Raw genomic sequence first — 23,029 nt, 5'->3', positions numbered from 1 at the left:
ATTTTTGCGCGCTATTTATTTTGCGCCTATTGCTGCTAGCTCGGCTTTTAATGCGGCTTTATCATTTACATCTACGCTAATCGCGGCTAATTTTTCAACCCGACTTTTAATTTCAGCAATAGTCGCTCTAAACGCATCCACAATTTCTTCATCACTGCCAGTTAATTTAGAAGGGTCTGCTAACCCCCAATGCACTTTTACACTATTACCAAACCACACTGGGCAAGATTCTCCAGCAGCTGAGTCACATACGGTGACAACAACGTCAGCATCAAAATCTTCAAATTCATCCCATGACTGACTGATTAAACCTTCTGTGCTAATGCCAGCTTCCTGCAAGTATTTAATTGAAAGTGGATGAACTTCACCAACAGGTTGGCTGCCGGCACTTTTAGCAGTGATTTTACCGTTAGCATAATGATTGGTAATCGCCTCAGACAAAATGCTGCGGCAACGGTTGTGAGTGCAAATGTATAAAACTTTCATAGTTAACTCTCTGTATTGAGTGATTATTTTTAGCGAATTAGCAGCAATCCTGACTATTTTTAAACTGCTCTATATTCAGTTTTAAATACTCAGGGTTTTGCTCAGCGGTTGTTTTAATAACTTGTTTAGCCCAATCTGGCAGCTTGGTATTAAGTTTGTAATAAACCCATTTACCTCGTCTTTCATCGACTAATATTTCGCATTTACGTAACTCAGCTAAATGGCGCGATACCTTTGGTTGGCTTAAATCAAGCGCTGAAATTAAATCGCAGACACATAACTCATTAAATTTTGAAATCAGTAATAAAGATTTAAGTCTGGTATCGTCAGCTAAACATTTATAAAAATCGATTGGGCTCATAAAACAAATCTGAAATTTCATATATATGGAAAATTATATATATGAAATTTCAGATGTAAAGTTAAACCTTGATGACAATTAATTTATTTAAAAGTTAGCAGGGTAAAAAGTGGTGACGAGTGATAAAACAAGCGGCTTCAAGATATACAGGTATAGACAAATAATTTAAGACTTACTTATAAAAGGAATTTTAAAGCAGAGTTTTTTACCCTGCTTTAATTAAGATTGGCATTTAAAATTCAGCATCAGGAAATGTTTTTCTAAACCAAGTATTGAGCATATCAAACTCGTATTTAAACTGCTCTTCTGACGGTTTAGTTAAATAAGTTGTCGACATCCCCATATTTTTTAAGCTTTCTTCACCAGAAGCTAATTCTTTACCAGATTTATCAAGCAGTTGGTAACTAAACTTAATGCGCGGGATATATTGGCGCTTAATAATTCTAATTTCATCTAAGTTAAAACGAGTTTCACCGGCTAAATCTAAATTGGTGACAGTCATTTTTAATGTCCCTTCCGGTAACTTTTCAGCTCGATGGGTTAAAAACTTTTCAAAACTGGTAAATACATGCTCACGAAAGCCAGAGCGTGTATAGGCAAATCCTTCACGGATATCGGTATACTCATCAGGTTCTTGCCAAGTTACTTTAAGCTCAGCGGCCGCTGCCTGACTACCAATACCTACTGTTACCAGCAAAACGATTATTTTAGATAATATAGATTTAAACATAGTGATTTCTCCTAGCTTATGCTCTAGTTTAAACATAAGGGCTTTTGTTTTGAAAAACAAACTAGGGTAACAATTAAAAACAGTTTGAGTGTTTGTATACGGGTATAGACAAGCAAAAGAGACTTAAAGTTCTCTGCTGTCGCCTTTTAATGGCTTTTTGGCAATAAATGCACTTGGAATCACTTCAACGCCAACTAAACGGCCTAGTTTTACAATGACAGGAATGGTAATTGGCGCAAAAGGTAAAATCGCAAATACGCCTAAGCCGATACCTCTAAGCACATCAAAAAACTGCGCATGAGCAACAGCGAGTTCTTCTTTGCTCGCTTTTCCTCTGGTGTGGCGTTTATAAATATCCAACATTTCGCGCGTTTCAACTTTTTCTTGATGCAAAGCCAGCTTGAGCGACAGCATAAGTCGTCTTAACTTTAATTTTTGCGCTTTCCGGTTGATTCTGATCACACGAACAGGCGCTCTATGCAAATATTTATATGCTCTCAAACGAGGTACACCTGATTAAACAACAGAGTTGAGATAATTATACTATGAAGTTGGGAATTGTATGCACTTAAAGTGGAATTTAAGTGCATACTTGTGATGAGTTAGTCTTGAAATGCAAAGGCTAGCTGGTTATCAAGCTGGTCGTATTTACCACCAAAGGTTTTAAATAAACCAACCTGATTTTTTAAGAAAGCTAACTGTAAATCAGCTAAGTTTTGTTTTTGAGATACTAACAATAACTTAAACTCTTCATAGTTAAGCGGATCTTCTAAACCTTGCTCAAGGCGTAGTTCACTTAATTCAACCTGATGCTGATAGTTAGCAACCACTTGTTTTTGCAACTCAACCTGCTCAGCTAAAGATTGCTGTGCCGTTAAGCGGTTATTTAATTCAGTGAATGCAGTTTCAACTGTATCCTGATACTGAATAATCTCAGCTTTTTGCTGTAACTCTGCAATCGTTTGCTGCGCATCTAATCTACCTTTGTTAAAAATAGGCAAATTAATTTGCGGCGAGAAACTCCATGTATGCGAGTCTGATTTAAATAAATCAGATAAATCCTGACTCGCATAACCTATGCTTGAGGTTAAGCTAATACTTGGGAAAAATGCTGCGCGAGCAACCCCTAAATTTGCATTAGCTGCTCTAATATTTTGCTCTGCTTGTGCAATATCCGGACGATCTAATAAAGCTGATGCCGGTAATTTAGCCGGTAAAGCCTGTAATTGCTCAAGCGAAAAATTAGCACTTAACTCACCAAGATGGTTTGTTTCTTTATAACCAACTAATTGCTTTAATTGATTAAGATTAGAGACATTAGTTTGCTCTAACTGGCTTAATAAAATCGCAGATAATTGCTGGTTAGATTGCGCCTGACGATAATCAACATTGTCAATTACCCCTTGATCATATTGCTTTTGAGCAATATTGAATTTTTGTTTGGCACTTTCAACCGCTTGTTTTTGCAATTCGGTTTTTAACAGCCCAGCCTGATAATCAAAATACAAACCAGCCACTTGTGCAGCTAAACTTTGCTCCAAGGTTTGTTGGGCAAATTGACCCGCTCTAAATTGAGCTAACGCATTTTGCTTTAAGCTACCAATGCGATCAAAAAAGTCTAACTCGTATGCAGTAAAACCAACGCTGGCAGAGTAGCTGCTGCTGTATTTAGGCATAAAAGCAGAAGTGGTAGACGATTGCGAATTACGCTGACGTGTACCACTAGCCGATAAATTAATATCTGGCCAATATTGGCTGCTTTCAATTTGATAATTAGCTTGCAATTGTTGTAGTTGTAAATCATTAATTTGTAATGATTTATTGTTTTTAAGTGCCAGAGCGATCAATTGTTTTAATTGTTCATCCTGATAAAAACGCTGCCAGTTTAATGGCGCAACAGCAATTGCAGTTTGGTGTTTTGGCAGCACAGTTAATTCCGGCTGCTGGTAATCCGGTGCTAACGAGCAGGCAGACAAAGCTGCCGCACTCATAGCCAAAACTAATGTTTGGATTGATTTCATACTTTGCCACCTTCTTTATTGGTTAGTTTGTGCGATAACTTAAATACAACCACAAAGAATACAGGTACAAAGAAAATGGCCAGCACAGTTGCAGAGAACATACCACCAAATACACCAGTACCAATTGCATTCTGACTACCCGAACCCGCGCCAGAGCTTAATACAAGCGGTGTTACACCTAACATAAATGCCAATGAAGTCATTAAAATAGGACGTAAACGTAAACGAGCTGCTTCAATTGTCGCATCAACTAAACTTAAGCCTTTTTCTTCGTACAAGGCTCTTGCGAACTCTACAATTAAGATCGCGTTTTTAGAGGCAAGACCAATTGTGGTTAACAAGCCAACCTGAAAATAAACGTCGTTAGATAAACCACGCGCTAATGCAAAACATACCGCACCTAAAACACCCAGTGGTACAACTAACATAACTGAAAACGGAACACTCCAGCTTTCATATAATGCAGCCAAACATAAAAATACAATCAAAATTGACAGCGCATATAGCATAGGCGCTTGTGCACCAGATTGTTTTTCCTGTAATGACATACCAGACCATTCAAAGCCAATACCTTTAGGTAATTTAGCGACGATTTCTTCCATCGCCTGCATTGCATCACCTGTGCTCAAACCCGGAGCAGCCTGACCTAAAATTTGAACCGAAGATACACCATTATAACGTTCAAGTTTGGTTGGACCATGAATCCAGCGCGCTTCACTAAATGCGGTAAACGGCACCATTTCGCCCTGATTATTACGTACATACCAGTGTTTAATATCTTCCGGCATCATACGGTAAGGCGCATCAGCCTGAACATAAACCCGTTTAACCCGGCCATTGTCTACAAAGTCATTAACATAATTAGATGCCCAAGCGGTGGTAAATGTTTGGTTAATATCACTCAGTGATACACCTAAAGCTAATGCTTTTTGCTGATCAATATCGATTTTAAATTGTGCCGTATCTTCCTGCCCATTCGGACGTACACCCGCCAATCTTGGATCTTGCGCAGCCATACCTAATAACTGGTTACGAGCATTAATTAATGCGTCATGACCCAAACCACTTAAGTCCTGCAATTGGAAATCAAAACCAGATGCCGTACCAAGCTGAGTGATTGCCGGTGGCACAAATGCAAATACAAACGCATCTTTTAACTGTGAAAAATACCCCATAGCACGGCCAGCAACAGCCTGAACGTGTTGTTCACCACGGGTTCTTTCATCCCAGTCTTTTAAACGCACAAATGCAATACCGTTATTTTGACCACGACCACTAAAGCTAAACCCAATTACTGAGAAAACCGAAGCAACATTATCGGCTTCATTTTCTAAATAATATTGCTCAACCGAGTTCATAACTTCTGCACTTCGTTCCTGACTCGCCCCTTGCGGCAATGTCATTTGGGTAAACATAATGCCTTGGTCTTCGTCTGGTAAAAATGAGGTTGGCATACGCGTGAATAAAAAGGCTAAACCGCCCACTAATACCACATAAACCACCATGTAACGGCCAGTTTTACCTAAAATATTGTGTAAGCTATTTTTGTAGCGCTCAGTTGAACTATCTACTTTACGGTTAAACCATGCAAAAAAGCCTTTTTCCGGTTTTTTGGTATGCTCAATTGGCTTTAACATAGTTGCACACAGTGCAGGTGTTAGGATTAACGCAACAATAACCGACAATACCATTGACGATACAATTGTGATTGAGAACTGACGATAAATAACCCCGGTAGAACCGCCAAAAAATGCCATAGGGACAAATACAGCAGATAATACAAGACCGATACCAATTAACGCACCAGTAATCTGACGCATAGATTTTTTGGTCGCTTCTTTTGGCGATAAGCCTTCTTCATGCATTACCCGCTCAACGTTTTCCACCACAACAATGGCATCATCTACCAGCAGGCCGATAGCGAGCACCATACCAAACATAGTTAAGGTATTAATTGAATAACCAAATGCCCAAATAATTGCGAACGTACCACACAATACAACTGGTACCGCAATGGTCGGAATTAAAGTTGCACGGAAGTTTTGTAAAAACAAATACATAACAACAAATACTAACAAAATAGCTTCTGCTAGTGTTTGTACTACGCCCATGATAGATAAACGAACAAACGGCGTTGTATCGTACGGATAAACAACTTCTAGACCATCTGGGAATAATTCATGTAGATCATCCATACGAGCGCGAATTGCAGCAGCTGTGTCTAATGCGTTAGCACCCGACGCTAAACTAATCCCCATACCACTCGCGGCTTGGTTATTGTACTCTGTTAAATATTGGTAATTTTCACCACCTAACTCAACTCGGGCAATATCTTTAATCCGAATGGTAGAGCCATCTTCTGCAACTTTAACAAATATATTGCCGAACTCTTCGGGCGTTTCTAAACCAGTTTCAACAATAATACTAGCGTTAATTTGTTGACCTTTAACCGCTGGCGCACCACCAATTTCACCGGCTGCAATTTGCGCATTTTGCGCTTGAATAGCAGCAACCACATCAGCAGTAGTCAGCGAGAATTGAGTCATTTTTTCAGGGTTAATCCAGATACGCATCGCATACTGAGAACCAAAAAAGTTAACCTGGCCAACACCACTTACCCGGCTAATTTGATCCTGGATATTAGCAGCAACAAAGTCCGAAATATCGTTACGGTTCATTGTGCCATCAGAGGAATAAAAACCGATAACTAATAAAAAGCCAGAGCTAGATTTACTAACCGCAATACCATTTTGTTGCACTACTTGAGGTAATAAAGGCATGGCTCGTTGCAGTTTATTTTGCACCTGAACCTGAGCAATATCAGGATCAGTTCCAGCAGTAAAGGTTAAGGTAATACTAGCGTTACCTGATGAATCAGAGCTGGCACTAATGTACTGAACATTATCAATACCGGTTAAGCTCTGCTCTATAACCTGTACAACTGTATCCTGCACAACCTCACTAGATGCACCTGGATAAGAAGCCGAAATGGAAACCGCTGGCGGCGCTACATCTGGATACTGTGCAACCGGTAATTGAAATATTGATAATACCCCTGCGAGCATAATCAAGATTGCAATTACCCATGCCAGAATCGGGCGTTCGATAAATGTTTTGGCCATTCGTTACTCCGCTTTTTGCTTAGTGATTGTTGGGTTTACAGGAGCACCCGGGCCGATTTTTTGTAAACCATTTAAAATAACTTTATCGCCAGCATTTAAACCAGAAGTAACCAACCAGTTATTGCCGATTGAGCGGCTAATTGTGACAGGTTTTACCTCAACTGTATTATCAGCGGTTACAACATAAGCACTGGCATCACCTTTACGGCCAAATGCAATCGCTTTTTGCGGTACTAAAACAGAGTTAGGACGAGTCGCCTGTACTAACTTAACGCTCGCAAACATACCCGGCATTAACGCTTTATCAGCATTATCAAATTCGGTACGAATCGTAACTGTATCGGTAGATGGGTTAACTTGAACTTCGTTAAATAAAAATTTACCAGTGTATTCTTTATTGTCTAACTGCAAAATTGCTTTAGCAGTCGACACATTTAACTCACCACTTTTAATTTTATCTTTGATTTTGCGAAGCTCACTGCTAGCTTGCACCATATCAAAATAAATTGGATCTAACTGAGTGATACTCGCAAGGCTATCAGCTTGACCAGCACTAACTAAAGCACCTTCAGTAATATTTGATTTACTAATTTGACCAGAAATAGGCGCTAATACTTTAGTATAAGATAAATCAACTTTAGCTTTATGTAATGCGGCTTTATTCATCGCTAACTGAGCATCTAACGCCTGATAGTTAGCCTGAGCCTGATCTAAAGTTTGTTGGCTAACCGCTTTATCTTTAATTAACGCTTTATAACGGTTTAACTCAGTTTTAGCCGTTGTTAAATTTGCTTCAGTACGGGCTAAATCTGCTTTTGCACTTTGGTAATTTGCCTGATAAAGCGCATCTTCGATTTGATACAAAGTTTGACCCGCTTCAACATAACCACCTTCGGTAAAGTTACGTTTTTGAATAATCCCAGTAACCTGAGGGCGAACTTCAGCCACTTTAAAAGCCACAGCGCGGGCTGGTAATTCTTCTTTAATTTCGACAGTTTGAGCAACTAACTCAAGCGCATCGACTTGCAAAGCAGGGCGAGCAGCTGAAGCTTGAGCTTTTTCTTCTGCATCACCAGACTGACATGCAGCTAAAGCCAATGTTAAGCCGGATGCCAGCATTAAGGCACTGAATTTCAATTTCATAATAACCTCTTGGTAAATAAATAGCGGAATAGAATGGTACTCACATCGTGCGTTGTGTTAGTTATTTGTACCATACTAAAGATCTTTCACAGATGCATGTTGAAAATTTAATCAATTAATTAGCGCTAGTAAGAACTTAAATTAAACATTCATGCATGTATGTTTGTATTTTAGAATAATATTGGTTAGAATTTCAACCAATATTTATCGAAATAAAGTCACTTTGTTCGGTTGACTTTTAGCTTGAATTGCTAGGGTCTGTTGATCTTTTGAGTACAATTTTGCAGCAGTTTGTTTGGTATTTATCCAAGGCATAGCGATTGACGTGTAGTGAGCTACATAAATGAGCTATAACGCAGAAGAAATGCCAAACAAACGCTGCCTTTAGGTTCGTCCTAAATGCTTTTTACTCTTTGTTGCAGCGTTTTGACTTAATTCATTAGGCCTTCAACGCTACGCCTCGATTAAAAAGCATTTAGTTAGAACAAAATTTGTACATCAAACGCAACAGCCCCTAGCAAACAGCAAATTATTGGTGTATCTAAACATGGTCAGAAAAACGAAAGAAGAAACTCTGGAAACGCGTAATCAGCTACTGGATGCGGCAGAAGAAGTTTTTTATACAAAAGGATATGCTCAAACAACTTTAATGGATGTTGCCAACCACTGCGGCATGACCCGTGGCGCAATTTATTGGCACTTTAAAAACAAAGTGGATTTGTTTGAAGCTATGGTTGACAGAGTTCGTACCCCACTGGATGCACTGGCTGAAGAACCGGCAGATGAAAACGAAGCTGACCCACTCAAAAAAATGCGTGAGTTTTCAATTCAGTTTTTAAAAGATGTTTGCCATGATGAGCAAAGACGCCGTGTTTTTACCATTCTATTTCACCGTTTTGAAACCAATGGCGAAGTATCCGAACTAGATCAAAGGCAACAAACTGCGTTTTGTGAATGCACCGACCGAATTGAAAGAGGGTTAAAAAATGCGGTTAATAAAGGCCAGCTTCCGCAAGATTTAGACACCAAAAAAGCAGCGCTCATTAAACATGGTTATTTTGGTGGGCTAATGACTAACTGGTTATTTATGCCGGATTTATTCGATTTAGACTCTATGGCCGAGAGCATAGTTGATAACTATATATTTATGCTTAAAAACAGCCCGTTTTTGCGTAAAGCCACAGCGAGTTAAATTGAGCTAATTCTTTAGCCCGCAATTTAAATTTAATAAAGACAAACAAAAAAGCCGCACTTTTTAGGGCGCGGCTTTGGTTAAGGAATAATTGTAATTATTTAGCAGACTTTGTGAATTCTGGGTAAGCTTCAATACCACACTCAGAAATATCCACACCTTCATACTCTTCTTCTTCGGTTACACGTAAACCGATAACCGCTTTAATAATGCTCCAAACGATTAAGCTAGTTACGAATACCCAAACAAAGATAACTAATGCACCGAATAACTGGTCACCAAAGTTTGTACCATCGTTTGTTACCGGAACTAATAATAAACCTAATAAACCAACCACACCGTGAACAGAGATAGCACCAACCGGATCATCGATTTTTAACTTGTCTAAAGTAATGATTGAGAATACCACTAACACACCACCTAAAGCACCAAAGATAGTTGCTTCAAATGCACTTGGTGTTGACGGTTCAGCAGTGATAGCAACTAAACCTGCTAATGCACCGTTTAATGCCATGGTTAAGTCAGCTTTCTTGAATAAAATACGAGCTGTGATTAAAGCGGCAACTACACCACCAGCAGCAGCTGCGTTAGTGTTTAAGAAAACCATTGCAACAGAGTTAGCGTTAGCGATGTCACCTAATTTTAAGACTGAACCACCGTTAAAGCCGAACCAACCCATCCATAAAATGAATGTACCTAAAGTTGCTAAAGGCATGTTACAACCAGGAATCGCATGAGCACGACCGTCTGCTGTGTATTTACCTTTACGAGCACCTAGTAATAACACACCAGCTAAAGCAGCAGCAGCGCCCGCCATGTGAACAATACCAGAACCAGCAAAGTCAGAGAAATCACCTAGGCTAAACATACCAAATACTTCGTTACCGCCCCAAGTCCAGCTACCTTCCATAGGATAGATAAAACCAGTCATAACAACAGCAAACGCTAAGAAAGCCCAAAGTTTCATACGCTCAGCAACCGCACCAGATACAATTGACATAGCTGTTGCTACGAAAACCACCTGGAAGAAGAAATCTGACGCACCAGAATAGATAGAACCACCTTCAAAGCCATCTTCACGCGCAGCGAAATCAGCTAAAGTTGCAGTTACGTCTACATCTTGAATACCGGTTAAGAAATATTCGCCGCCGTACATAATTGCATAACCAGATACTAAGTACATGATGCTTGCAATCGCAAAAAGCGCGATATTTTTAGTTAAAATTTCAGTTGTGTTTTTTGCTCTTACAAGGCCAGCTTCTAACATCGCAAAGCCTGCAGCCATCCACATTACTAGGGCGCCACAAACCAGAAAATAGAAGGTATCCATTGCATACTGCAAGTGAAATACATTATTTTCCATTATCGTCTCCTAAAACTCGTTGAAAATATTGTTATTGTTTAAATTGCTGAATCGCCAGTTTCACCTGTACGAATACGGATGCACTGCTCTAAATCGTAAACGAAAATTTTACCGTCACCGATTTTGCCGGTTTTTGCTGCACCGCTAATCGCTTCGATTAAGCGCTCAACATTTTCATCCTGAGTGGCAATTTCCAATTTAACTTTTGGTAAAAAGTCGACTTGATATTCCGCACCGCGATATAATTCAGTGTGGCCTTTTTGACGTCCAAAACCTTTAACTTCTGTTACGGTCAAACCTTCAATACCGATTTCAGAAATGGCTTCACGAACGTCATCTAATTTAAATGGTTTGATGATCGCACTAACCAGTTTCATAGCGATATGCTCCTAAGTGTTGTAAGTAAATGTCCAAGTCTTACTTACAACTCTTGTGCCAAAGTTTATTTTTAATTAAAAAACAATAAGTTAAGGTTTTAATGAAACTTTAATTACATCAAATGCTACAAAATAGTGCGATTAAAAAAGAAGCAAGCACAAAAATAGGGCGGTGTTGTGAATGAATTAACAAAAATTATTTTTTGATGTGTAGTTTTAGTGCATTGCCAAACTTAATATCGATAAAAATCAATCCAAATCGGCTTTAGCCGTGCACCTTATCCGGCTTTTTTATACAATGCTTCAATTATGTTTTCAGGAATAGACAAATGCCGGAATTACCAGAAGTAGAAGTGACACGAATGGGGATTAGCCCTCATTTAATAGGTCAAAAAATTAATAAAGTGGCTGTTTATAACGCCAAAATGCGTTGGCCTATTCCGCTTGAAATCAACCAACTAACCGATCAAGTCATTGAAAAAATAGACCGCCGTGCCAAATACTTACTACTTTATTGCCAAGCTGGCATTGCCCTTTTACATTTAGGTATGTCTGGCAAATTATGTGTTGTAGACAGCACCATGCCTAAAAAAAAGCATGATCATTTTGAGTTATTTTTAGGTTCAGGCAAAAGTTTAAGGTTAAATGATCCAAGACGATTTGGCGCTGTACTTTGGTTTAAAACACTCGAAGATGCCAGTTTAGTCTTAGCGCACTTAGGGCCAGAACCTTTAACAGATGAATTCACCGCTGAATATTTGCACCAAAAAGCACAAAAACGACAAACTGCGATTAAAACTTTTTTAATGGATAACAAAGTTGTCGTTGGAGTTGGAAACATTTATGCCAATGAATCTTTATTTATGAGCGGCATTCATCCTAAAAAAGCAGCCGGAAAAATCAGCTTTAAGCAGTATCAATTATTGGTTGAAAACATAAAACAAGTATTGGCTAAAGCCATTACTCAAGGTGGCACAACGTTAAAAGATTTTACTCAGGCAGATGGCAAGCCGGGTTATTTTGCCCAAGAGCTAATGGTATATGGAAGAGCTGGTGAAAAGTGCAAAATATGCCAAACCGAATTAACCGGTTTGGTTATTGCCCAGCGGGCAACTGTATTTTGTAAAAAGTGCCAAAAATAAATAAACGCAAAGCGGCAATTAAGCCGCTTTATCTGTTTTGCTTTTAGTATCAGCCGGAGTTTGGCGGATAAGGTAATCAAATGCACTTAGTGAAGCGGTAGCCCCTGCGCCCATTGCAATAATAATTTGCTTATAAGGTACAGTGGTAACATCACCAGCGGCAAATACGCCAGGCATTGAAGTTTCACCTTTTTCATTAATAATGACTTCACCACGATTGGTTAAATCAATATCACCGTCAATAAACTCACTGTTTGGCACTAACCCGATTTGCACAAAAATACCTGCTAGTTCAATCGATTTAGATTCATCAGTTGCTCTGTCGGTATAAGTTAACCCAGTTACTTTACTGCCATCACCAATAACTTCGGTAGTCATAGCCTGAGTAATAATGTCGATATTGCCCATTGAGCGAGCTTTATTTTGCAAAACTTCATCGGCACGTAACTTAGTATCAAACTCAAGCACAGTGACATGCTCAACAATGCCAGCCAAATCAATTGCTGCTTCAATACCTGAGTTACCACCACCAATCACTGCAACTTTTTTGCCTTTAAATAATGGGCCATCGCAGTGCGGACAATAAGCAACACCTTTACCGCTGTATTCAACTTCACCCGGCACATTCATTTTGCGCCAGCGAGCACCTGTTGCAATAATCACAGATTTACTCGACACCTGCGCGCCACTTTCAAGTGCCACTTCCACTAACTCGTTACGGCTAATTGAACTTGCTCTTTGCTGCTGAATAATATCCACATCATAATCTTTAACGTGTTCTTCTAAACCAGCAACTAATTTTGGACCTTCGGTTTTTTTAACCGAAATAAAGTTCTCAATGCCAACGGTATCCATCACCTGACCGCCAAAACGTTCAGCAACAATACCTGTACGCAAACCTTTACGTGCCGCATAAATCGCCGCCGCAGCCCCAGATGGACCACCACCAACAACTAAAACATCGTAAGGTGCTTTTTGATTAATTTTTTCAACTTCTTTTTCTGCCGCGCCAGAATCAATACGCTTAATAATTTCACCCAGCGCAATTCGGCCTTGAGCAAAAGACTCGCCATTTAAATATACTGACGGCACAGCCATAATATTACGTTCTTTAACTTCATCACCAAATACGCCACCATCAATCATCACATGGCTAATATTCGGGTTAAGCAAAGCTAATAAATTTAGGGCTTGCACAACTTCAGGGCAGTTTTGGCAACTCAGTGAAATATAGCTTTCAAATTTAAACTCGCCTTTAATGTTTTTAATTTGCTCAATCACTTCTGCGCTTTGTTTAACCGGATGACCACCCGCTTGCAAAACCGCTAAAATAAGAGAGGTAAACTCATGCCCCATTGGCACACCGGCAAAACCTGCCTGAGTTTGATTAACTGTATCTTTCACCCACATCATAGGTTTACGATCAGCCGGATTGGTTGAGTCAGTTACCTCAATATTGGCACTAACTGAGGCTAAATCGTCAGCCAAACCTTTTAACTCCTTTGCCTTGTTGCTGTCATCGAGCGACAATTGCAATTCTACTTTGTGTTTAAGACCGGCGAAGTGACTGGTTAATTGTTGCTTGATATTATTGTCTAACATAACAACTCCAAGATAAAAAAACTAATAATGGATACGGAAATTTAAGAGAGATGAAGCCGCCTGAGCGGCTTCGTACACTTAATAAAATTTAACTAAAAGCGGCTGCTTTATTAAATTTTACCTACTAGGTCTAATGAAGGTGCTAATGTAGCTTCACCTGGTTGCCATGCAGCAGGACAAACTTCACCATCATGCTCTGCAACGTATTGAGCAGCCTGAATTTTACGAACTAGCTCTTTAGCGCTACGGCCAATACCAAGGTCATGAACTTCAGCAACTTTAATTTCGCCTTCAGGGTTGATAACAAAAGTACCACGAAGTGCTAAACCGTCTTCTTCAATCATTACACCAAAGTTACGAGAGATACGGCCAGTTGGGTCGCCAATCATAGGGAACTTGATTTTACCGATAGTTTCAGAAGAATCATGCCATGCTTTGTGAGTGAAATGAGTGTCAGTTGAAACTGAATATACTTCTACGCCCATACCTTGAAGTTGCTCATAATAATCTGCAACATCGCCTAACTCAGTAGGACAAACAAAAGTGAAGTCAGCAGGGTAGAAGAAAACAACAGACCATTTACCAGCAAGGTCTTTATCTGATACGTCAATGAAATCGCCATTGTGATAAGCTGTTGCGTTAAATTCTTTGATTTTAGTGTTGATAATTGATTGAGTCATCTGACTTCTCCTTTACATTGATTTAAGTAGTTGATGAAACGTTTTTCGTTTCGACAAGGAGAATATTAAGCGCTTGAACTTAAAGAGTATAACGGTTAGATCCGATAACCATATTCGGTTTTTCCGATATAAATAAAAACATTTAATTTCAACTAATTAGTTCAATTTGAAAGGTAAGAATAATTGCCATTAAAAACTTGCATCGAATTTTTGATAGCGATTTTATTTTTACCTGAGATAAAAAATCACAAAGGCCAGCTTAACCGCTTAAAATAACGTACACCATTTGCTGTTGAAACCGATTCATACAATCCAAACTCACTAATTTGAGTTGTAAAGTTAGGTGGGAGCAACGCCAAGGGCGGCTCGGTTTTGCATTTTCGAGCCAAAGTGAGATGAGGAATATAATTGCGTTCAACAAAGTTTAGGTGAGCGCTTCGGGCTGCTTGTTCGGTTATTTTCACCAACGCTAATAATTGTGCAGGCACATTATCACAACCCAACCAAAATGCTTTTGGCTTGGGCCAATAGCCTTGAGTATTGAGCGTTAAATTAAATGATGTTAGCTGAGCTGAATGATTGTTGAGGATTAATTGACTTAACGATTCAAACTGCGCGGCAGATATTTCGCCTAAAAAAGCCAATGTCAGATGAAAATTAGCAGCCGATACAGGCGCTGTAAATGGCGGCAGATATTTTTGCCGCCAATGTTCAATTGCCAGTTTGGTTTGAGCGCTAGGCTCTACTGCAAAAAAGCATCTCATTTAATAAAAACCAACCGCTTAATAATATCTTAACTCTTTGGTTTTACCCCAAAATACCCGATACGAATAAACCGTATAAGCCAGAATACAAGGAATAACTATCATCGCTCCCCATAAAATAAAACTGAGAGATTCTGGTGCAGCGGCGGCCTGCCAAATATTAATTTTACCGGGCACTATATCTGGGAAAAAGCTAAACGCCAGTCCATTAAAACATAAGAAAAATATCATAATTGCCCCCACAAACGGGATCCAACAACTGGCATCATCTTTAAATGGCATACGTTTTAATAATCTATCGACAATTAAAAATAAAACAAAACAAAAAGCAGGCATAGGCAATAACAAAATCATATTCGGCAAACTAAACCAGCGTTCAAATACATCAGGGTTAATAATTGGATTAACAATTGAAACTGCTAACACCCCAATAAAACTAAAACGTCCGGCTTTTCTTGCCCATTTAGCGGCTCGTTTTTGTAAGCTCCCTTCTGATTTCATCACTAACCAGCAAGCGCCAATATAACTGTAGGCAGCCACCACCCCTAAAGCACTTAACCCACTAAATACAAAACTTTGCCAGCTATGCTCAAAGCCCATAATATACATGCCCAGCATATACCCCTGACTCAATGCAGCTAATACCGAACCAGCTTTAAACGCTTTATCCCAAGTTGGCCTATGGCTAAATGCCGCTTTAACCCTAAAATCAAATGCAACACCACGTAATATCAGTGCGATTAATAATACCGCCACCGGTAAATACAACTCTTTTAAAATAAAACTATGTGCACTTGGAAACGCGATCAATAACACCCCAACGGCCATTACCAGCCAAGTCTCATTGGCATCCCAAAACGGACCAATAGAAGCGATCATATCGTCACTGTCTTTTTGGTTGCCTAAAGGCAATAAAATACCAACGCCTAAATCGTATCCATCTAAAATTGCATACAATAAAATCGACAGCCCCATTAAACCAACAAAAATAACAGCTAAAGTTTCAGCACTAAACATGATTCACCTCCGCTTTATTCTGGTGCTGTAAGTTAGATTTTTGCATTTCTTCGTAACTGATATCTTCTATTTCAACCGCTTTACGAGCCATTAAAAATACAGTGTGTAAATAAGCGACCATTAATACCGCATACAACATTAAATATAAGCTCAGTGATAAACCAACATTAGCCGGCGCTATATCCGTTGCTGCATCTTTTACGGTTAAAATACCGGAAACTAAATAAGGCTGGCGGCCAATTTCAGTGACATACCAACCGGCTAACGTCGCGACCCATCCCGAAAAGCTCATCGCAAATAAAACTTTTAATAACCAAGGCGATAAAGATTTATTTTTCCATAATTGAATTCGGCTAAACCAAGCAATAAAAATCATCAGCATGCCCATGCCAACCATAACTCTGAATCCCCAAAATACCGGTACAACAGGTGGATGTTTTCCCTCAAACTCGTTTAATCCTTTAATTTCACCATCCATTTTGTGAGTTAAAATTAAACTCGCCATGTTTGGTATTTTTATCTCAAAATGATTGGTTTTGGCTTCTTCATCTGGGATTGCAAACAATAACAAAGGCACATTTTTTTCGGTGTGCCAAACCCCCTCCATCGCGGCAACTTTTTGTGGCTGATGCTCAAGCGTATTTAAACCATGCATATCGCCCACAAACAACTGCATTGGCGCCAAAATACAAGCAACAGTTAAGGCCGATTTTAGAGTTAATCTAGGCGCTCGTTTAGAGTCGCCACGCATTATCCGGTAGGCACTCACCCCAGCGACTAAAAATGAAGCCGTTAAGCCCGACGCTAATAGCATGTGGGTAAAACGATAAGGAAAAGACGGATTAAAAATCACTTCAAACCAATCTGTCACATGCGCAACACCATCACGCATTTCAAAACCGGCAGGCGTTTGCATCCATGAGTTAAGCGACAAAATCCAAAATGCGGAAACCGTTGTCCCAAAAGCGACGACAAAAGTGGCAAAGGTATGTACTTTAGGCGGAACTCGGTTAATCCCAAATAACATAATGCCTAAAAAAGTCGCTTCTAAAAAGAAAGCCGTTAATACTTCGTAACCTAATAATGGCCCGGCAATATTGCCGACAGTTTCCATAAATCCCGGCCAGTTGGTACCAAACTGGAATGACATAGTTATGCCAGTTACCACACCTAAAGCAAAAGTTAACGCAAAAATTTTGACCCAAAAACGATAAGCGCGCATCCAAATAGGATCTTCGCTGAGGTTAAATCTGAGTTTAAAATAAAAGAGAAACCAGCCTAAAGCGATAGTAATAGTTGGAAAAAGTATATGAAAACTAATATTGGCGGCAAACTGCATCCGCGACAGCATTAGGGTGTCCAGCATAACCTGCTCCTATACAAGTCAGATGAGAAAATAACCGAGTGTTGTCATCAAATTCCGCGCTTGATTACTCAAGTCGGCGTATCCTCGTGCAACCTAAAGATGCACTGGGATAAATTATTTGTTTGACTGTTTTAAAAACTTATCTTTCATGTCTAGCACTTTGCCAACACCGGCACCGAGCTTCATTAAACTGTGTAATCTTTCTGGGCCCATTTGCGGTAATTCGGAAGCAAAATGGGTTAAAGAATCTAATAAATCGTGGATTTCGCGCATTTTATCCTGCGCATAAGCTTCGCTTTCATCTGCAGGCTCTTCCAGCATATTGTCGCGTAACAAACTTAAAGTTGGATCAACTTCTCGTTTACGGCGCTCTTCAAACACCCGAATCGCCATTTCCCAAATACTGCCCGCAGGCGTGTAATACTCTTTACGATCACCCGGCTTGTGCTGTACTTGAATTAAACGCCACGATTGCAACTCTTTAATACCCATACTGACATTGCCGCGTGAAATATTAAGCATATCTGAGATCTCATTAGCGGTTAGCGGCTGCTTAGAAATAACCAATAAACCACACATTTGACCAATTGTGCGGTTAAATCCCCAGCGGCTCCCCATTTCGCCACAGTGCATAACAAAAGATTCTATTTTTGGAGACATCATAATATTTTTTCTTATAAACTTTCAGAAACTATTGAAACTTTAGAATTTAATTGTGCATTTTGCAAGCAATTTATTCAAATAATAAAATAGCAGTTAATATTAAAAATAAAATAAAGTTAAGTTAAATTAATTGCTTAATTTAAATTTATTGAAAATGCGCCCAATTCATTTTTTCGTCATTTGAATTTCATCAAAGCGTTTTATTGCGTTCATTTTTTAAACTTAGTCTGTCATTTCTGCTAAAAAATTGCGTAGCAAGGTAGTCACGCTCAGTATCTACAACTTCAGGAAAGAAAATATGAACACAGTTAAACTCAAATTTAAATCAGTTAGCATTTTGGCTCTGCTTGCAGCACTATCAGGATGTTCGCTGGAAATAGACTCAGAAAATGATACAGGCACTTCACTCCCGGTAGAAACCAATAACAAACCAGCTCACATTGGTGCTCGCCCTTTGTTTTTGGTTGATCAAATGTCAGACGGTGAATTAAAAAACAAACTGGCGCAGTGTAAAGATAATCACTTTTACAAAACCGACTGGAGCATAGGCCACCGCGGTGCGTCTATGATGTTTCCGGAACATACAAAAGAGGCTTACCAAGCGGCAATAGATTCTGGCGCAGGCATTGTGGAATGTGATGTGACTTTCACTAAAGATAAACAACTGGTTTGTCGCCATGCACAATGTGATTTACACACCACAACCAATATTCTTGCAGTGCCAGAATTAGCGGCTAAATGTTCAACCCCATTTACACCAGCAGATCCTCAAAACGGGGTTAACGCCAGCGCACAATGCTGTACCAGCGATATCAGCTTGGCCGAATTTAAAACATTATGTGGCAAAATGGATGGCGCAAATAATCAGGCAACCACAGCCGAAGCTTATATGGACGGCACAGCCAAGTGGCGAACCGATTTGCATTCAACTTGCGCAACGTTAATGACACATAAAGAAAGCATAGAAATGTTTAAACAAGCTGGTGTAAAAATGACTCCTGAGCTTAAAGCACCAGCTGTTACTATGCCTTATGACGGCATGAGCCAGCAGGATTATGCTCAAAAAATGATTGATGAATATATTGAAGCTGGTGTTTCACCAGAGCAAGTGTTTGCACAATCATTTAATTTAGCTGATGTTGAATACTGGGTTAACAGCGCCAGCGATTTTGGCAAACAAGCGGTTTATTTAGATGACAGATACGATACTCAAGATGGATTTAATCCACAAAATACCGATTCTTTTTCCCCCTCAATGGCTGAGCTAAAAAGCCGTGGGGTTGAAATTATAGCTCCGCCTTTATGGGTGTTAGTGACTGTGGATGCAGATAATAAAATTATACCGTCTGAATATGCTAAAGCAGCAAATGCAGCAGGTTTAAAAATTATCACTTGGTCACTTGAACGCTCAGGCAAATTAAGTGAAGGCGCAGACTGGTATTATCAAAGCATAGCGCCAGCCATTCAAAACGAAGGCGTGGTTTATCAATTGTTAGATGTATTAGCAAAAGATATTGGTGTAATTGGTGTATTTTCCGACTGGCCAGCCACAGTTACTTATTATGCTAACTGCATGGAAATGTAACGCCAGCCTTAACTTTATCCAATCCTGATTTACAATATAAACGGCTAAAAAATAATCTCGAATAGCTCTCGATTTTTAGCCGTTTTTCTTTTTTTAGCTTAAAATACCTGCTAGTTTGCTTTAAAGTAAATCGAAATACTTCAAAAACAATAAATTACAGGAGTTTTTATCGTGATGTTTCATCCGCAATTTTATTTACTGGTGTCAGGAATATTTTTGTTTTTAGTAGTTTTAAGTGAGCAGTTTTATTTTAAGTTATTTTTTATCTGGTGTGCGTTATCGTTTTTAGCGGTCAGCATTGCCTACTTATTAAATAACCCGAATATTTTTAGAAAACGCCAAAGCGGCTTAATTCCAATTTATATTCGCTGGTTATTTATTCCTTTTTTATTAGCCACCCAGCTTTATAACTCATTTGCCCGAAAAAATGATCCGGTTCCGGCACTGCAAAAAATTGATGATAATTTATATTTAGCGCGGCGCTTATTTCCATCAGACGTTGAAGATTTAAAACACCATAACATCACAGCGGTACTTGATGTAACAGCCGAATTTAACGCTTTGGATATTAGCTTATTAGGCGAAGGCATTGATTATTTAAACTTACCGATTTTAGATCATTCGGTACCAAGTTTATCGCAAGTCACTAAAGCGCTGCACTGGTTACAAACCCACCAAAAAGCAGACAATGCCGTTGTGATTCATTGCGCGTTAGGGCGAGGCCGCTCAGTATTTATGATGGCAGCTTATTTATTAAGCCGTAATCCACAAATGTCGGTAACCGAAACACTTGAAAAAATTCAAACCATTCGCCAAACCGCCCGCTTAAATAAAAAACAATTCAAGCGCTTAACCCGCTATCACAGATCTAAACAGCTAATTATTAAAAATGCAGCTTGGCTGATCGCCAACCCGGTCTCTGGTGGTCAAAAATGGCAAAAAAATAAAGACGATATTTTAGCGCAACTATCTGATTATTTTGAATTAACAATTAAAGAAACCTCGAAAGAAGTCAGTGGTACAGAGTTTGCCAAACAAGCAGTTGAGCAAGGCGTGCAAACTGTAATTGCCTGCGGTGGTGACGGCACGGTTACTCAGGTCGCCAGCGCTTTAATTAATACCGATACTCAACTTGGGATTATTCCGCTCGGCACAACCAATGCGTTAAGCCATGTTTTATGGGGGATAAGCTCTAAAATCATTCCAATAGAATCAGCCTGCTTAAATATTATTGAAGGCTACAGCGAAAAAATCGACACAGCCGATTGCAACGGCGAATTAATGTTGCTGTTAGCTGGCGTTGGTTTTGAACAAAAAATGATTGAAGAAGCCAGCCGAGAAGCTAAAAATGCTCATGGACAATTTGCTTATTTACAAGGGCTGTGGCGAGCCATCAGCCAAAATGAAGCTGTGCATTTAAATATAAAAATAGACGATGAACCAGAGCAGGAAATTGTGATTAACAGCATAACCATCGCCAATGCTTCGCCAGTTACCACTTTATTAGCGCAAGGCAAAGGCGCGCCCAATATTCAGGACGGAAAACTCGATATTACTTGGATTCCGCATACTAACTCAAGCAGCGAGCCGATTATTAACCTGTTTGAACTGGCGTTATCCGGCTTAACCAACGAGCGATTTAATGAAGATATTAAACACACTTATGCCAGCAAAGTTGAAATCCGGTTAGCCAATGCTGGTTCGTCATTAAAGTATGTGATTGATGGCGAAGAAAGCCAAACTGAAAAACTAGTCGTAAAAGTCAATCCACTTTCCCTCAATGTATTAGTGCCAGAAAAAATATCAACCGAAGAGTAGAGATTAAGAGATAAAAATGAATAAAAACAATTTAAAAAAACTGATCTTAATTGGGTTATTAGCACCGCTTAGCACGTTTAGTTCTGGTGCAATTGCCGAGCAAAGTCATATTATTGCCGATAATGCCAAATTAACTTTAGTATCTGAGCAATTTAAATTTACCGAAGGGCCAGCAGTAGATGCAGCCGGTAATGTGTATTTTACGGATCAGCCAAATAATAAAATTTATTTATGGAAAACCGATAACTCAGTTGAGTTATTTATGGACAACGCTGGCCGCGCCAATGGTTTATTTGTTGACGATAAAGGCAACATTTTAGCCTGCGCCGATGGCGTAAATCAGCTTTGGCAACTTACCCCAAATAAAATCAAAACCATTAAAGTGGATAATGTTAATGGTAAAGTGTTTAACGGTCCAAATGATGTTTGGGTTGCAGATTCTGGCGATATTTATTTTACCGATCCATATTATCAGCGTGATTATTGGAGCCGAACTAAACCAGATATAGATCAACAAGGTTTATACCGCTTAGATAAAAACGGCACACTCACCTTATTAGATGCAGATTTTGCCAAACCAAACGGCATTGTCGGTTACCAAAATAAGTTATATGTTGCAGACATTGGCGCTAATAAAACTTATGTTTATCAAATAAATAAAGATGGCAACTTATCTGACAAACAATTATTTGCCGAACTAGGCTCAGACGGTATGACAATCGATTTACAAGGTAATTTATATTTAACCGGTAAAGGGGTAACCGTATTTAATAGCCAAGGCGAAAAAATAGCGCACATTCCAGTTAATGAAGACTGGACAGCCAATATCACATTTGCCGGGAAAGACAGAAAAACTTTATTTATTACCGCAATGGATTCTATTTACACATTAAAAATGAAAGTAGCCGGGGTTAGATAAGGTATTAAACTCAATAAAGTTAAAAAGCAAAGCCAGTCAAAATGGTTTTGCTTTGTTTTTTAGTTTGCAAAAAACGGGAAACTAGCCATAGTTAATGCCGTTAGTCACGTTTTCATTTACACAAATCACGCTGTTGTTTAAAACTCAGGATGAAAACCAATGAACCGTTGCAGAACACCAAAAACCAAACATCATAATAGCTTGAAATATATTAACTTTTTTATGATGTTGTGGATTGTTTATTTTAGCCTCTGCTTTAAGCTATCGGCCAATATGCTGATAGTTGCTCCTTTGAAAGTAAAAGTAACAGAAGACATATATTTGGAGATACCAACACCTATAAATGATTTGAATTTTATATCCCAGCAATTTATGGAAAGAGAGCTTCCTTTTAATTACAGGTTATATACCAGGAGTGAAAAATTTTTTTTGGGATTCGATAATGTGAATAAAACGGATGTTGATTGTATAAGAAGTAAATCTTGTTTTCAGTCGAAATTATCAAGCACTGTATCAGATGTTATAATTGATGAAACAAAGTATACTGATAAGTCAGAATCAGTAAAGTGTAGGCATACACTTACAGACATTATAAAAGGGAATAGGTATATTTGTTACGAATCTTATGCTTATACCGACGATAAAATTTCTTATATTATAGAGTCTCAGTACCACTGT

The 23,029-nt window shown here is 39.0% G+C and carries 21 protein-coding genes; 6 read left to right on the top strand and 15 right to left on the bottom strand.

Features of this window, described 5'->3' with window-relative positions:
- Window positions 1-15: 15 nt before the first annotated feature.
- The 7 genes from N7931_RS13445 to N7931_RS13415 form a co-directional block, all read right to left on the bottom strand.
- A complete protein-coding gene (locus N7931_RS13445; RefSeq protein WP_262794767.1) occupies window positions 16-486 on the bottom strand; it encodes an arsenate reductase ArsC in 471 nt (156 codons plus the stop codon).
- Between the two features lie 37 nt (window positions 487-523).
- On the bottom strand, window positions 524-847 hold the full coding sequence (locus N7931_RS13440; RefSeq protein ID WP_262794765.1) for a metalloregulator ArsR/SmtB family transcription factor: 324 nt from the start codon (window positions 845-847) through the stop codon (window positions 524-526).
- A 232-nt stretch (window positions 848-1,079) separates the two neighbouring features.
- Window positions 1,080-1,577: a DUF3016 domain-containing protein gene (locus N7931_RS13435; protein ID WP_262794764.1), complete on the bottom strand. Its 498-nt coding sequence runs from the start codon at window positions 1,575-1,577 to the stop codon at window positions 1,080-1,082.
- Window positions 1,578-1,700: 123 nt separating this feature from the next.
- On the bottom strand, window positions 1,701-2,078 hold the full coding sequence (locus N7931_RS13430; RefSeq protein WP_262794762.1) for a hypothetical protein: 378 nt from the start codon (window positions 2,076-2,078) through the stop codon (window positions 1,701-1,703).
- A gap of 101 nt (window positions 2,079-2,179) precedes the next feature.
- Entirely contained in the window at window positions 2,180-3,598 is a 1,419-nt protein-coding gene (locus tag N7931_RS13425) for an efflux transporter outer membrane subunit (protein ID WP_262794760.1), read from the bottom strand.
- Window positions 3,595-6,720: an efflux RND transporter permease subunit gene (locus N7931_RS13420; protein WP_262794758.1), complete on the bottom strand. Its 3,126-nt coding sequence runs from the start codon at window positions 6,718-6,720 to the stop codon at window positions 3,595-3,597. Before N7931_RS13420 ends, N7931_RS13425 begins: the two co-directional genes overlap by 4 nt.
- Window positions 6,721-6,723: 3 nt before the next feature.
- On the bottom strand, window positions 6,724-7,863 hold the full coding sequence (locus N7931_RS13415) for an efflux RND transporter periplasmic adaptor subunit (RefSeq protein ID WP_262794756.1): 1,140 nt from the start codon (window positions 7,861-7,863) through the stop codon (window positions 6,724-6,726).
- A gap of 547 nt (window positions 7,864-8,410) precedes the next feature.
- On the opposite strand from N7931_RS13415, the gene N7931_RS13410 reads away from it, so the two are divergent.
- Complete coding sequence (locus N7931_RS13410) at window positions 8,411-9,055, top strand: TetR family transcriptional regulator (protein WP_262794755.1); 645 nt, start codon at window positions 8,411-8,413, stop codon at window positions 9,053-9,055.
- 97 nt (window positions 9,056-9,152) lie between these two features.
- On the opposite strand, the gene N7931_RS13405 is transcribed toward N7931_RS13410, so the two are convergent.
- Both N7931_RS13405 and glnK read right to left on the bottom strand, forming a co-directional pair.
- Window positions 9,153-10,418, bottom strand: a complete 1,266-nt coding sequence (locus N7931_RS13405; protein WP_262794754.1) for an ammonium transporter — start codon at window positions 10,416-10,418, stop codon at window positions 9,153-9,155.
- A gap of 38 nt (window positions 10,419-10,456) precedes the next feature.
- The gene (gene glnK, locus N7931_RS13400) at window positions 10,457-10,795 is read right to left on the bottom strand and encodes a P-II family nitrogen regulator (RefSeq protein WP_143870893.1); all 339 of its coding nucleotides are present in this window, start codon (window positions 10,793-10,795) and stop codon (window positions 10,457-10,459) included.
- Between the two features lie 329 nt (window positions 10,796-11,124).
- Between glnK and mutM the strand changes: the two genes are divergently transcribed.
- Window positions 11,125-11,937, top strand: a complete 813-nt coding sequence (mutM, locus tag N7931_RS13395; protein ID WP_262794753.1) for a bifunctional DNA-formamidopyrimidine glycosylase/DNA-(apurinic or apyrimidinic site) lyase — start codon at window positions 11,125-11,127, stop codon at window positions 11,935-11,937.
- Between the two features lie 18 nt (window positions 11,938-11,955).
- On the opposite strand, the gene ahpF is transcribed toward mutM, so the two are convergent.
- From ahpF to N7931_RS13365, 6 genes are all read right to left on the bottom strand, one after another.
- Window positions 11,956-13,539: an alkyl hydroperoxide reductase subunit F gene (ahpF, locus tag N7931_RS13390; protein WP_262794751.1), complete on the bottom strand. Its 1,584-nt coding sequence runs from the start codon at window positions 13,537-13,539 to the stop codon at window positions 11,956-11,958.
- A 110-nt stretch (window positions 13,540-13,649) separates the two neighbouring features.
- The gene (gene ahpC / locus N7931_RS13385) at window positions 13,650-14,219 is read right to left on the bottom strand and encodes an alkyl hydroperoxide reductase subunit C (protein ID WP_262794749.1); all 570 of its coding nucleotides are present in this window, start codon (window positions 14,217-14,219) and stop codon (window positions 13,650-13,652) included.
- A gap of 245 nt (window positions 14,220-14,464) precedes the next feature.
- Window positions 14,465-14,983, bottom strand: a complete 519-nt coding sequence (gene thpR / locus N7931_RS13380; RefSeq protein WP_262794748.1) for an RNA 2',3'-cyclic phosphodiesterase — start codon at window positions 14,981-14,983, stop codon at window positions 14,465-14,467.
- An 18-nt stretch (window positions 14,984-15,001) separates the two neighbouring features.
- The gene (locus tag N7931_RS13375) at window positions 15,002-16,000 is read right to left on the bottom strand and encodes a cytochrome d ubiquinol oxidase subunit II (RefSeq protein WP_262794746.1); all 999 of its coding nucleotides are present in this window, start codon (window positions 15,998-16,000) and stop codon (window positions 15,002-15,004) included.
- On the bottom strand, window positions 15,993-17,366 hold the full coding sequence (locus N7931_RS13370) for a cytochrome ubiquinol oxidase subunit I (protein WP_262794745.1): 1,374 nt from the start codon (window positions 17,364-17,366) through the stop codon (window positions 15,993-15,995). Before N7931_RS13370 ends, N7931_RS13375 begins: the two co-directional genes overlap by 8 nt.
- 114 nt (window positions 17,367-17,480) lie before the next feature.
- Window positions 17,481-18,026, bottom strand: a complete 546-nt coding sequence (locus N7931_RS13365) for a GbsR/MarR family transcriptional regulator (protein WP_410369356.1) — start codon at window positions 18,024-18,026, stop codon at window positions 17,481-17,483.
- A gap of 301 nt (window positions 18,027-18,327) precedes the next feature.
- On the opposite strand from N7931_RS13365, the gene N7931_RS13360 reads away from it, so the two are divergent.
- The 4 genes from N7931_RS13360 to N7931_RS13345 form a co-directional block, all read left to right on the top strand.
- A complete protein-coding gene (locus N7931_RS13360; RefSeq protein WP_262794743.1) occupies window positions 18,328-19,614 on the top strand; it encodes a glycerophosphodiester phosphodiesterase family protein in 1,287 nt (428 codons plus the stop codon).
- A 174-nt stretch (window positions 19,615-19,788) separates the two neighbouring features.
- Window positions 19,789-21,432, top strand: a complete 1,644-nt coding sequence (locus N7931_RS13355; RefSeq protein WP_262794812.1) for a diacylglycerol kinase family protein — start codon at window positions 19,789-19,791, stop codon at window positions 21,430-21,432.
- A 16-nt stretch (window positions 21,433-21,448) separates the two neighbouring features.
- Complete coding sequence (locus N7931_RS13350) at window positions 21,449-22,351, top strand: SMP-30/gluconolactonase/LRE family protein (protein WP_262794742.1); 903 nt, start codon at window positions 21,449-21,451, stop codon at window positions 22,349-22,351.
- Between the two features lie 159 nt (window positions 22,352-22,510).
- On the top strand, window positions 22,511-23,029 hold a 519-nt coding region (locus N7931_RS13345; RefSeq protein WP_262794741.1), incomplete at its 3' end, for a hypothetical protein.

Origin of the sequence: Catenovulum sp. 2E275 (assembly GCF_025515275.1) — a bacterium.
In the GTDB taxonomy this organism is placed as follows: domain Bacteria; phylum Pseudomonadota; class Gammaproteobacteria; order Enterobacterales; family Alteromonadaceae; genus Catenovulum.
The sequence above is the reverse complement of the archived record's forward strand: the minus strand, read 5'-3'. Positions and strand labels throughout refer to the sequence as shown.

Coding starts and splice junctions, on each gene's coding strand:
- N7931_RS13420 (WP_262794758.1), bottom strand. CDS start 6,720: ATGGCCAAAACATTTATCGAACGCCCGATTCTGGCATGGGTAATTGCA.
- thpR (WP_262794748.1), bottom strand. CDS start 14,983: ATGAGATGCTTTTTTGCAGTAGAGCCTAGCGCTCAAACCAAACTGGCA.
- N7931_RS13405 (WP_262794754.1), bottom strand. CDS start 10,418: ATGGAAAATAATGTATTTCACTTGCAGTATGCAATGGATACCTTCTAT.
- ahpF (WP_262794751.1), bottom strand. CDS start 13,539: ATGTTAGACAATAATATCAAGCAACAATTAACCAGTCACTTCGCCGGT.
- N7931_RS13440 (WP_262794765.1), bottom strand. CDS start 847: ATGAGCCCAATCGATTTTTATAAATGTTTAGCTGACGATACCAGACTT.
- N7931_RS13435 (WP_262794764.1), bottom strand. CDS start 1,577: ATGTTTAAATCTATATTATCTAAAATAATCGTTTTGCTGGTAACAGTA.
- N7931_RS13370 (WP_262794745.1), bottom strand. CDS start 17,366: ATGCTGGACACCCTAATGCTGTCGCGGATGCAGTTTGCCGCCAATATT.
- N7931_RS13410 (WP_262794755.1), top strand. CDS start 8,411: ATGGTCAGAAAAACGAAAGAAGAAACTCTGGAAACGCGTAATCAGCTA.
- N7931_RS13415 (WP_262794756.1), bottom strand. CDS start 7,863: ATGAAATTGAAATTCAGTGCCTTAATGCTGGCATCCGGCTTAACATTG.
- N7931_RS13375 (WP_262794746.1), bottom strand. CDS start 16,000: ATGTTTAGTGCTGAAACTTTAGCTGTTATTTTTGTTGGTTTAATGGGG.
- N7931_RS13350 (WP_262794742.1), top strand. CDS start 21,449: ATGAATAAAAACAATTTAAAAAAACTGATCTTAATTGGGTTATTAGCA.
- N7931_RS13355 (WP_262794812.1), top strand. CDS start 19,789: ATGTTTCATCCGCAATTTTATTTACTGGTGTCAGGAATATTTTTGTTT.
- mutM (WP_262794753.1), top strand. CDS start 11,125: ATGCCGGAATTACCAGAAGTAGAAGTGACACGAATGGGGATTAGCCCT.
- N7931_RS13360 (WP_262794743.1), top strand. CDS start 18,328: ATGAACACAGTTAAACTCAAATTTAAATCAGTTAGCATTTTGGCTCTG.
- ahpC (WP_262794749.1), bottom strand. CDS start 14,219: ATGACTCAATCAATTATCAACACTAAAATCAAAGAATTTAACGCAACA.
- glnK (WP_143870893.1), bottom strand. CDS start 10,795: ATGAAACTGGTTAGTGCGATCATCAAACCATTTAAATTAGATGACGTT.
- N7931_RS13365 (WP_410369356.1), bottom strand. CDS start 18,026: ATGTCTCCAAAAATAGAATCTTTTGTTATGCACTGTGGCGAAATGGGG.
- N7931_RS13425 (WP_262794760.1), bottom strand. CDS start 3,598: ATGAAATCAATCCAAACATTAGTTTTGGCTATGAGTGCGGCAGCTTTG.
- N7931_RS13445 (WP_262794767.1), bottom strand. CDS start 486: ATGAAAGTTTTATACATTTGCACTCACAACCGTTGCCGCAGCATTTTG.